Genomic DNA, 9,481 nt, shown 5'->3' with positions numbered 1-9,481 from the left:
GACGTTGCCCCCGGGCGACGAAAGGGATAGGGTCATCACCACCGAGACCCCTCGGAGCAGGCCGGTTCGCGTGGCTCCATTACGGCGATCATGACCCGGCTCCATTAGGGCGATCATGGCACCCCCCAACTGGCTCCATTATGGCGATCATGGGTGGCTCGATTAGGGCGATCCGTGACAGCGGGATTTGGTTTGAGGAGGTGGCGGAAGGGGCAGGCGGGGATGATGGGGCATCGGGACGCTGACTCGCCTCGTCAGCGTCTTCCCACGACGCGGGGGCCGCAGGGCCCCACGGTGTCCAACACGGACACCGGGACGGTCCCGTGTCAGGAGTCAGTGGACAGACGACAGAGGACAGGGGGTTCTCTGACCTCTGACTTCTAAATTCTGGCCCCTGATACGGCAGCCGCTCCCACGGGTTGGCCCACGCGATGACGCCGGAATCCCGAATGTTGTTAGCCGCCTAGCTGCCGAGCAGCCCAGCCGCCTAGCCGAAGTTACTTGGAGGGTGGGCGGGTCGCGGCGTGGTTCTTCGGCTTTGGTTCCGAGGGGGTCAGAGCCACAGGGCCGCGGCCGCGGCGTAGAGCACGGCCGGCATCAGGTTCCCCGTGCGGATCTTCGCGGCGCCTAGGAGGTTGAGGCCGATTCCGGCGATCAGGAGCCCGCCGGTGGCCGTGACGGCCGAGAGCACCTCGGGCCGCTGGAGGGCCTCGAGGTGGCCGGCCAGGAGGGTGATGGCGCCCTGGGTGAGGAGGACCGACAGGGCCGAGAAGGCTACCCCCACCCCCAGGGACGACGCCATCACCACCGAGGCCGCGCCGTCGAGCATGGCCTTCACGTAGAGGGTGCTCGGGTCCCCCACGGTGCCGTCCTGGATCGAGCCCACGATCATCATGGCCCCGGTGCAAAAGAGGATCGAGGCCGACGCGAACCCCTCCACGAAGGTGGCGGACCCGGCCCGCAGCCGGCGCTGGAGCGCGCCGCCGAACCGCTCCAGGGCCCGCTCGATCCGAAGCGCCTCGCCGGTGAGGGCCCCGGCGATCACGCACCCCACGCTCAATAGGGGCTTCTCCCCCGAAAGGGCCATCTGAAGCCCCAGCAGGAGCACCGAAAGCCCCAGGGCCTGCATCAAAATCCCCTGAAACCGCTCGGAGACCCGCCGGCCCGCGATCGCGCCGGCCGCCCCGCCGGCCGCCACGGCCAGGGTGTTTACCACGGTTCCGGTCATCGTGTTCCCTCCCGCTGGAGTTCTCTCTCGTTCCCGAAGCGGCGGATGATGGCGGGTTTTTGTGCCGACGTCCAGGAGGCCCGGCCCTATTCCCCGTTGACAACCGGAAAATAGGGGCGTAATGTGCATATGCACAAAAACCCCAACCCGGAGGATCACGATGAAGATCTGCTTTCCCGTGGAACGACCCGATGGACTCGGCAGCACGGTGTACGGCCATTTCGGTTCGGCCCCCGCCTTCGTGGTGGTCGACACCGATACGGCCGAGGTCTCGGCGGTGGTGAACCGGGATCTCCAGCACGAGCACGGCCGGTGCAGCCCCCTCAAAGCACTGGACGGCCACGCGGTGGACGCCGTGGTGGTGGGCGGCATCGGCAAGGGGGCCCTTGCGGGGCTCTCCCGCGCCGGGATCCGGGTGTTCGCCGCCTTCCCCGGCACTGTGGCCGAGAACCTGGAGCATTGGAAGGCCGGCCGCCTGCCCGAGTGGGACCCGGCCCGGACCTGCGGCGGCCACGGCCACGGGGGCGGCTGCGGGCATCACGGGTGAGCCCCCGGCCGAGGAAACCCCGCCGGTGCGGATGCGCCGCGCGGCTCGGGGATCGGGTGTACAAACCGGCCGGCGTCGCCTTGCGGAATCTCCCGCGTGTGGTACTCAGGGACGACGAATTTGAGGCGCTGGCCCTCTGCGACGGGCAAGGCCTCACCCAGGAGGAGGCCGCGGCGCGCATGGGCGTGTCGCGGGGAACGGTTCAGCGGCTCGTGGCCGGGGCCCGGCGCAAGGTGGCCCGGGCGATCCTGGAGGGGCAGGCCCTCGTGATCGGCCCGGCCGGGGAAGCGCAGAAAGGAGAGGCGCGATGAGGCATGGGATCGTGGCGGCGGTGGCGCTGGGGGTGGGGCTGGCGGCCTTGGGCGCATGGGCGGGGGATCCCCCCGTGAGCGACGACACCGACACCTGCATCGGCTGCCACGAGGAGGTCACCCCCGGGATCGTGGCCGATTGGCGAAGAAGCCGCCACAGCCACGTGACCCCGGCCGAGGGGCTTGGGCGCCCGGAACTCGAGCGCCGGGTGTCGGCCGCCGAGGTGCCCGAACGGCTGCGGGACGTGGTGGTGGGGTGCGCCGAGTGCCATACCCAGAACCCCGACGCCCACGCCGACACCTTCGAGCACAACGGCTACGAGGTGCACATCGTGGTTACCCCGGCCGACTGTGCCACCTGTCACCCGGTGGAGCGCGAGGAGTACGGCCGGAACCTCATGGCCAACGCCCACGACAACCTCATGGCCAACGGGCTCTACGCCCATCTCGTGGCCGCCGTGAACGGGCCCACGAGCTTCGACGGGGAGGGCCTCGCCGTCCGCGAGCCCGACGAACTCACGAACGCCGATTCGTGCCTCGCCTGCCACGGCACCCGGGTCACGGTGGACGGCACCGAGACCCGGGAGACGGCCATGGGGGAGATGGAGTTTCCGCGGCTCCGGGGCTGGCCCAACCAGGGGGTGGGGCGGGTGAACCCCGACGGCACCCGGGGGGCGTGCACCTCGTGCCACACCCGCCACCGGTTCTCCATCGAGGAGGCCCGGGAGCCCGACGCGTGCGAGCAGTGCCACAAGGGCCCGGACGTTCCGGCCTACAAGGTCTACGAGGTGAGCAAGCACAACGCCGTTTACCAGTCGGCGCGGGGGTTCTGGGACTTCGAGGCCGTGCCCTGGGTGGTGGGGGAGGATTTCACGGCGCCCACCTGCGCCACCTGCCACGCGAGCCTGGTCACCACCCCCGGGGGCGAAGTGCTGGCCCCGCGGACCCACGAGATGGCCGATCGTCTGAAATATCGGTTGTTCGGCCTGGTGTACGCGACGGCCCATCCCAAGTCCGGGGACACGACGGGCATCCGAAACCGCGCCGGGCTGCCCCTGCCGGCCGAACTCACCGGGGAGCCGGCCTCGGCGTTTCTGATCGACGAGGCCGAGCAGGCACGCCGAACTGCCCGGATGCAGGCCGTTTGTTCCGGGTGCCACAGCGGCCAGTGGGTGCGCGGCCACTTCGAGAAGCTTGACCACACCGTGGCCACCACCAACGCCCTGACCCTGGAGGCCACCAAGGTGCTCCTGAAAGCGTGGGAGAAAGGTCTCGCCCAGGGCCCGGGCCAGGACGCAAGCCCCTTCGACGAGGCGATCGAGCGGATGTGGGTGGAGCAGTGGCTCTTTTACGCCAACTCCACCCGGTTCGCCTCGGCCATGGCCGGTGCCGATTACGGCGTGTTCGCCAACGGCCGCTGGTACCTCCAGAAGAACCTGGCCCAGATGTGGGACTGGTTGAACTTCCTGGAATCCCGGAAAGGGCAGGATCCCGAGAAGTAGGACGAAACGATGGCGCTTTTCGAGTTCGAGGGCCGACGGCCCTCGGTGGACCCGTCGGCCTTCGTGAGCGAAACCGCAATCGTGGTGGGAGACGTTCGCATCGGGCCGCGGGTGTACGTGGGCCACGGTGCGATACTCCGCGCCGACTACGGAACCATCGTCGTGGGCGCGGAATCCGCCGTGGAGGAGGGGGCCGTGGTTCACATCAACCCCGACCACACCTGTCACATGGTGGGGAGGGTGACCGTGGGCCATGGGGCGAAGGTCCATTGCCCCTTGTTGGGCGAGAACTGCGTGATCGGGATCGGGGCCATCCTCTCGTTCGGCGTCGAGGTCGGCACGTGGGCGATCGTTGCGGAGGGAGCTGTCGTCCCCAACGGCACCCGGGTCGAACCGGAAACCATTGTGGGAGGGAACCCGGCTCGGGTGATCGGGCGGGTGCTTGACCGGCATCGAGAGTTTTGGTCGTACGGGAAGAACCTATACGTCGACCTTGCCGAGAGGTACCGGCACGGGTTCCGCCGGATTGGCTGACCGGGGATCGCGCGGACGACCCGTCCCCGCCGGGGCTTCAAGGCAGGTTCCTTCTGTTTTGCCCGGCCCCGTAAGGACCGTGGTAAGGTTTTCCCGGGGCCGCGCTTGCCGCAGGCTGCTACGCGCGACCAAGTTCCCGCAGCACCGCCATGGCCCGGGTGATCTCCCGGAACCGCTCGGGGTCGCCGCCGGCGTCCGGGTGGTGCTCCCGGGCGAGGGCCCGGAACCGGCGGCGCACCTCGGCCGGGCCCGCCTGGGGTCCGAGGCCCAGGGCGGCCAGGGCCTCCTCGCCTCGGTGGTAGACGCGAAACTGCTTCCAGAACCAGCGCAGCATCTCCCGAACGTCCTCCTCGCCGGTGCGGGCGAGGTGGGTGAGGTCGAGGTAGTACGTTTCCAGGGGATCCGGCGCGGCGGGAAGCCCCGCCGGGTTCCGGGCCGCGGCCTGGAGGGGAAGGAGCCGGATGCGAAGGACGTGGATCTCGAGGCTCCCCCGGCTGGCCCGCTCCAGGGCCCGGCGGAGCCGGTAGAGGTGATGGAAGAGAAGGAAGTGGACCCGGAAGAGCTCGAGCGCCGTGAGCCCCCGGAGCGGCCCGTCGCCCCGGAGCCGTTCCAGGAGGTCGTACTCCCGAAGGCCCTCCGGGTGGTCCCGGAGCACCCCGTAGAGCCGCCGGAGTTCGGGGTCGAGGGAGCGGAAGAAGGCCCGGTCCATGGCCGGTCAAGGTACCATCGGGGGCTCGCGGGGCCAACCGGCCGGGGGGCGCCGGGTGGGTGAGCCCGATCTCTCGGTGGTCGTCCCCGCCCGAAACGAGGCCCACGAGCTCCCCGGGCTCCTCGCCGACCTCGGCCGGCAGGAGGGCATCGGGCTCGAGGTCGTCGTGGCCGACGGCGGAAGCCGCGACGGTACCCCCGAGGTCGCCCGGCGGGCCGGGGCCCGGGTGGTCCCGGCCCCCCCGGGCCGGGGCCGCCAGATGAACGCCGGCGCCCGGGCGGCCCGGGCCCGGGATCTCCTCTTCCTCCACGCCGACACCCGGCTCCCCGATCCCCGGACCCTGGTCCGGGCCCGGGCCGCCTTGGGGTCCCAGGGCGGCCGGGTGGCGGGCCACTTCGGGATCCGGTTCCGGGACCGGGGGCCCGGGCGGGAAGGGGCCTACTACTTTTACGAGGCCAAGACCCGCACGAACCGGCCGGGCACGATCCACGGGGACCAGGGGATCTGGATCCGGGCCGACTACTTCCGGGAGCTCGGGGGATTCGACGAGGCCCTCCCGTTCCTGGAGGACGAGCGCCTGGTCCGGCGGGTGTTCGAGACCGGCCGGTGGGTGCTCCTGCCCGGTACCCTCGAGACCTCGGCCCGGCGATTCGAGGCCGAGGGCCTCGAGGCCCGCCAGGCCCTGAACGCGCTCATCCTGGCGGCCGACGATCTGGGGCTCGAGGGGTTCCTGGCCCGGGCCCCCGCGCTCTACCGGGAGCAGGGGGAGGCCCGGCGGCTTCGGCTCGCGCCGTTTCTCGCGGCCCTCCACGCCGAGGGCCGGGCCGGCGGGTGGGGCGCGTTTCTCCGGCGCTGGCTCGCCGCGGGGCGGTTCGTGGCCCGAAACGCCTGGCAGGTCGGGTTCGCCCTCGACTGCCGCCGGAACCGCCGGGCGGGCCATCCGCCCGGGGAGGGCCCCTTCCCCTGGACCCGGCGGTTCGACCGGTGGGCCGGGGTGTTCGAGAGCCGCCCGGCCGCGGCGGCCGCCGCCCTTCTCACGGCCGGGGCGTTTTACGCGCTCTGGGCCCATGGACGGTGTTTTAGGCGTTGACAGCGTTTGAAACCTAGGGTACTGTGCTCGCTAACAAACGGTCGGGGACCGTGCCTCATCCGTCCCGGCCCGCCAGTGCGAGCGGATCGAACCGGAAGAGGCCAGCGCCCCTTCCGGTTTTTTGCAGGCGCCCCTTGCGCCGCGAACGATTGGGCGCGCTGGGCAGAAGCAGTACCGGATGCGGTTCCTCCCTCCGGGCGTTGTTTCTCCCACGCAGTTTTCACCACGGGTGCCGTGGGCACCCAAACGCCTTGAAGGAGGCAGGAACATGGCAGTCGGTACGGTAAAGTGGTTCAACGACCAGAAGGGCTACGGGTTCATCGCGCAGGAGAACGGGCCCGACGTCTTCGTGCACTTCAGCGCGATCCAGATGCAGGGCTTCAAGACCCTGCAGGAGGGGCAGCAGGTGGAGTTCGAGGTGGTCGACGGGCAGAAGGGCCCCCAGGCCGCCAACGTGCGCGTCGTCTGATCCCTTCTCTCGACGGAACCGAAAAAAGGAGCGAGCCCCCGGGCTCGCTCCTTTTGCGTGAGGGTCATGCCGTTCGCCGATCACGACACCTACACCACGCCCCCCGACCGCCGGGCGGGGTGGCTGCCGCGCCTCCTCCCGAGGAAGGAACTTCCCTTCTACGCCCGGGTGCTCTGGATCGTGGCCCGGTCGCGCTGGGAGGTGGGCCGGGGCGTCTACGACGGGGCCCGGTGGGCCAGGTCGAGCGAGGACATCGTGCGGGCCCTGGAGTGGGTCGGCGTGCGGATCACCATCGAGGGCATGGGGGTGCTCCGGCGGTTTGAGGGACCGGCCGTGTTCGTGGCGAACCACATGAGCACCCTGGAGACCTTCGTGCTCCCGGCCCTCATCCAGCCGGTCAAGCCCGTCACCTTCGTGGTGAAGGACACGCTCCTTCGCTACCCCTGGTTCGGCCCGATCCTCGCAAGCCGCGACCCCATCGCCGTGGGCCGCAAAAATCCCCGGGAGGATCTTGTGCGGGTTCTCGAGGAGGGGCGCGATCGGTTGGGGCGGGGCATGTCGATCGTGGTGTTCCCCCAGACCACCCGGTCGGATGCCCTACGGCTCGACCGGTTCAACACCATCGGGGCGAAACTCGCCGCCCGCTCCGGGGTGCCCCTGGTGCCGGTGGCGCTTCGGACCGATGCTTGGGGCACCGGCCGGCGGTTCAAGGACTTCGGCCCGGTCCGGCCGAACCTCCCCGTGCGGTTCCGGTTCGGCGACCCCCTGGCCCCCGGCCCCCGGGGCACCGAGGCCCACGCGGCCTGCGTGGCCTTCCTGCGAGAGACCCTCACCGAGTGGGGGGTGCCGGTGGTGGAGGCCGACCGGGCTACTCGTCCAGGATGAGCACGCCCGGTTCGGCGTCCACCGTGTAGCGGAACCGGCCGAGGAAGCTGAGGCCCAGGATGCCGTCGAGGCCGGGGACCGGGTCGTCTTCGACCACGGCCACGGGCACGTCCCGGGCCGCGGCCTCGCCCACCTCCACCTTGCGGGCCTCCCCGAGGCGGGCCTCGATCACGCCGTTGGCCGTGGCGAGTCGGACCTTGTCGCCCCCGATGCGGCCCCGGATCTTGGCCTTGCGGGCCACCTCGGCGGTGACGACGCAGTAGGTGGCGCCGGTGTCCACGAGGAACCGGCCGGTGAACCGGCCGTTCAGGGTGACCTCGGCCACGAGCGCCCCGCCGTGGGCCTCCAGTTGCACCGTCGCGGCGAGGGCCTGGCCGGCCAGAAGAAAAAGCCCCAGAAGCACTAAGGCGGCGGTGCGGAGGCCCATGGCTTCCTCCCAGAAGCGGAAAAGGCTGGAAATCCGGAAGGCCATCTCCCGGAAGCGGGGCCCCGTCGGTTTCGGGCCTTCGGCCCGGATCGCGGCGGGGACGCCGCTCCCTCTCTAACCCCGCTCCTCCGGCGGTGGCTTGCCTCTTCGGAAGGTTGGCCTCCGCTTGCGTTCAGAAGAGGTACGGGTTCTCGTCCCAAAACGCCTCCCGGAGACGCCAGGCGTAGGCCGTGGCCACGGCCATGGCGAGGGCCGAGACGAGGAGCACCGAGCGGAGCGCGGCCGCGCCCTCGTCGAGGCCGAACGCGGTCGCGAGTTCCTCCATGGGCCAGGCCCAGAACCCCACGGCCGCGCTCGCAAGCTGCAGGGCGTTGTAGCCGAGGAGGATCCACCAGGTGAGCCGCTGGGCCTTGGCCACCCCCACCACGATGTGCACGAGCACCAGGCAGTCGAGAACCACGGCGACCCGTGCCGGGGTCCCCCGGAGAACCCAGAAAAAGAGGGGGTAGGGCGAGCCGTGGGCCGCGGCCGTGGAGGCGAGCAACACCGCGTAGTAGAAGAGCAGCGCGAAGCTCGCCGGCCGGCGCCGGGTCATAGCTCTCCCCGGCCCAGGGCCCGGAGCACCGGCAGGAGGAGCCGGAGGGCCCGGCCCCGGTGGCTCACCCGGTTCTTGACCTCGGGCTCGAGTTCGGCCGCGGTGCGGCCGAGGCTCTCCACCAGGAACAGGGGGTCGTATCCGAACCCGCCGGCGCCCCGGGGCTCCCGGAGGATCCGGCCGGCCACCCGGCCCTCGGCCGCCACCTCCCCCAGGTCCGGGAGCGCGAGCACCAGGGCGCACACGAAGGCCGCGGTGCGCTCGGGGTCGGGCACCTCCCGAAGTTCGGCAAGGAGCCTGGCGTTGTTCTGGGCGTCGGTGGCCCCGGGGCCGGCGAACCGGGCCGAGCGCACGCCGGGGGCCCCGCCCAGGGCGTCCACGGCGAGGCCCGAGTCGTCGGCGAGCACGGGGATGCCGAGGCGCCGGGCCAGGGGCCAGGCCTTGGCCCGGGCGTTCTCCAGGAACGTGTCCCCGTCTTCCGGCAGCGCGGGGCGGTCGGGCAGGTCCCCGAGGCCCAGAACCTCGAACCCCAAGGGCTCGAGCATCTGCCGGAACTCCCGGAGCTTTCCGGCGTTCCCCGTGGCGACCAAGAGCCTCACCGGCCGGCCTCCAAGGCCTCTCGCTGGATCTCCAGGAGCCGCTCGATCCCCTTCCAGCCGAGGTCCAGGAGCTCCATCAGCCGCTCCCGGGAGAACGGCCGTTCCTCCCCGGTGGCCTGGACCTCCACGAACTCCCCCCGGCCGGTCATGACCAGGTTCATGTCGAGGTCGGCCGAGGAGTCCTCCCGGTAATCGAGATCCAGGAGGGCCCGGCCGCCCACCAGCCCCACGCTCACGGCGGCCACGGCGTCGGTCAGGGGCGGCCGGCTCACCACGTTTCGCTCCACCAGGGTCCGGAGCGCGTCGGCCAGGGCCACGTAGGCCCCGGTGATCGAGGCCGTGCGGGTGCCCCCGTCGGCCTGGAGCACATCGCAGTCGATCCAGACCGTGCGCTCGCCCATGGAGTCGAGATCGGTCACGGCCCGGAGCGACCGGCCGATCAATCGCTGGATCTCCAGGGTGCGGCCCCCCTGCCGGCCCCGGCTCGCCTCGCGGGGGGTGCGGGTCTCGGTGGCCCGGGGCAGCATGCCGTACTCGGCCGTGACCCACCCCCGGCCCGTGCCCTTCAGGAACGCCGGCACCCCG

The 9,481-nt window shown here is 71.2% G+C and carries 13 protein-coding genes; 7 read left to right on the top strand and 6 right to left on the bottom strand.

The annotated features are described in order from the left end of the window. Nucleotides 1–553: 553 nt before the first annotated feature. A complete protein-coding gene (locus ACY0I8_RS13565; RefSeq protein ID WP_461395181.1) occupies nt 554–1,228 on the bottom strand; it encodes a DUF554 domain-containing protein in 675 nt (224 codons plus the stop codon). 160 nt (nt 1,229–1,388) lie between these two features. On the opposite strand from ACY0I8_RS13565, the gene ACY0I8_RS13560 reads away from it, so the two are divergent. The 4 genes from ACY0I8_RS13560 to ACY0I8_RS13545 are packed head-to-tail and all read left to right on the top strand — an operon-like array spanning nt 1,389 to nt 4,122. Further along, a complete protein-coding gene (locus ACY0I8_RS13560) occupies nt 1,389–1,775 on the top strand; it encodes a NifB/NifX family molybdenum-iron cluster-binding protein (RefSeq protein WP_461395180.1) in 387 nt (128 codons plus the stop codon). Beyond that, nucleotides 1,712–2,086, top strand: coding sequence for a DUF134 domain-containing protein (locus ACY0I8_RS13555; protein ID WP_461395179.1), 375 nt, complete (start codon nt 1,712–1,714; stop codon nt 2,084–2,086). The genes ACY0I8_RS13560 and ACY0I8_RS13555 overlap by 64 nt, the downstream gene beginning before the upstream one ends. Further along, nucleotides 2,083–3,588 (top strand): multiheme c-type cytochrome, encoded by a 1,506-nt coding sequence (locus ACY0I8_RS13550; RefSeq protein ID WP_461395178.1) that lies wholly within the window; start codon nt 2,083–2,085, stop codon nt 3,586–3,588. Before ACY0I8_RS13555 ends, ACY0I8_RS13550 begins: the two co-directional genes overlap by 4 nt. Nucleotides 3,589–3,597: 9 nt before the next feature. Next, nucleotides 3,598–4,122 (top strand): gamma carbonic anhydrase family protein, encoded by a 525-nt coding sequence (locus ACY0I8_RS13545; RefSeq protein ID WP_459940082.1) that lies wholly within the window; start codon nt 3,598–3,600, stop codon nt 4,120–4,122. Nucleotides 4,123–4,240: 118 nt separating this feature from the next. On the opposite strand, the gene ACY0I8_RS13540 is transcribed toward ACY0I8_RS13545, so the two are convergent. After that, the gene (locus ACY0I8_RS13540) at nt 4,241–4,831 is read right to left on the bottom strand and encodes a DNA-J related domain-containing protein (protein ID WP_461395177.1); all 591 of its coding nucleotides are present in this window, start codon (nt 4,829–4,831) and stop codon (nt 4,241–4,243) included. A gap of 55 nt (nt 4,832–4,886) precedes the next feature. Here ACY0I8_RS13540 and ACY0I8_RS13535 point away from each other — a divergent pair, with 55 nt between their 5' ends. The 3 genes from ACY0I8_RS13535 (at nt 4,887) to ACY0I8_RS13525 (ending at nt 7,275) form a co-directional block, all read left to right on the top strand. Beyond that, nucleotides 4,887–5,921 carry a TIGR04283 family arsenosugar biosynthesis glycosyltransferase gene (locus ACY0I8_RS13535; RefSeq protein ID WP_461395176.1) on the top strand — a complete coding sequence of 345 codons (1,035 nt, stop codon included), beginning with the start codon at nt 4,887–4,889 and terminating at the stop codon, nt 5,919–5,921. 268 nt (nt 5,922–6,189) lie between these two features. Beyond that, nucleotides 6,190–6,390, top strand: coding sequence for a cold-shock protein (locus ACY0I8_RS13530; protein WP_459940085.1), 201 nt, complete (start codon nt 6,190–6,192; stop codon nt 6,388–6,390). A gap of 66 nt (nt 6,391–6,456) precedes the next feature. Continuing rightward, on the top strand, nt 6,457–7,275 hold the full coding sequence (locus ACY0I8_RS13525; protein WP_461395175.1) for a lysophospholipid acyltransferase family protein: 819 nt from the start codon (nt 6,457–6,459) through the stop codon (nt 7,273–7,275). On the opposite strand, the gene ACY0I8_RS13520 is transcribed toward ACY0I8_RS13525, so the two are convergent. From ACY0I8_RS13520 to rph, 4 genes are all read right to left on the bottom strand, one after another. Continuing rightward, complete coding sequence (locus ACY0I8_RS13520) at nt 7,259–7,702, bottom strand: retropepsin-like aspartic protease family protein (RefSeq protein ID WP_461395174.1); 444 nt, start codon at nt 7,700–7,702, stop codon at nt 7,259–7,261. The two genes, ACY0I8_RS13525 and ACY0I8_RS13520, sit on opposite strands and share 17 nt — an antisense overlap. A gap of 172 nt (nt 7,703–7,874) precedes the next feature. Further along, nucleotides 7,875–8,297, bottom strand: a complete 423-nt coding sequence (locus ACY0I8_RS13515) for a hypothetical protein (RefSeq protein WP_461395173.1) — start codon at nt 8,295–8,297, stop codon at nt 7,875–7,877. Then, on the bottom strand, nt 8,294–8,896 hold the full coding sequence (locus ACY0I8_RS13510; RefSeq protein WP_461395172.1) for an XTP/dITP diphosphatase: 603 nt from the start codon (nt 8,894–8,896) through the stop codon (nt 8,294–8,296). The genes ACY0I8_RS13515 and ACY0I8_RS13510 overlap by 4 nt, the downstream gene beginning before the upstream one ends. Continuing rightward, a partial coding sequence (rph, locus tag ACY0I8_RS13505) for a ribonuclease PH (RefSeq protein ID WP_461395171.1) occupies nt 8,893–9,481 on the bottom strand: 589 nt, incomplete at its 5' end. The genes rph and ACY0I8_RS13510, both read right to left, overlap by 4 nt.

The organism is Deferrisoma sp. (genome assembly GCF_054681715.1).
Note: the sequence above shows the minus strand (reverse complement) of the source record. Positions and strands in the feature narration are given on the sequence as shown.

Coding starts and splice junctions, on each gene's coding strand:
- ACY0I8_RS13565 (WP_461395181.1), bottom strand. CDS start 1,228: ATGACCGGAACCGTGGTAAACACCCTGGCCGTGGCGGCCGGCGGGGCG.
- ACY0I8_RS13560 (WP_461395180.1), top strand. CDS start 1,389: ATGAAGATCTGCTTTCCCGTGGAACGACCCGATGGACTCGGCAGCACG.
- ACY0I8_RS13550 (WP_461395178.1), top strand. CDS start 2,083: ATGAGGCATGGGATCGTGGCGGCGGTGGCGCTGGGGGTGGGGCTGGCG.
- ACY0I8_RS13545 (WP_459940082.1), top strand. CDS start 3,598: ATGGCGCTTTTCGAGTTCGAGGGCCGACGGCCCTCGGTGGACCCGTCG.
- ACY0I8_RS13540 (WP_461395177.1), bottom strand. CDS start 4,831: ATGGACCGGGCCTTCTTCCGCTCCCTCGACCCCGAACTCCGGCGGCTC.
- ACY0I8_RS13530 (WP_459940085.1), top strand. CDS start 6,190: ATGGCAGTCGGTACGGTAAAGTGGTTCAACGACCAGAAGGGCTACGGG.
- ACY0I8_RS13525 (WP_461395175.1), top strand. CDS start 6,457: ATGCCGTTCGCCGATCACGACACCTACACCACGCCCCCCGACCGCCGG.
- ACY0I8_RS13520 (WP_461395174.1), bottom strand. CDS start 7,702: ATGGGCCTCCGCACCGCCGCCTTAGTGCTTCTGGGGCTTTTTCTTCTG.
- ACY0I8_RS13515 (WP_461395173.1), bottom strand. CDS start 8,297: ATGACCCGGCGCCGGCCGGCGAGCTTCGCGCTGCTCTTCTACTACGCG.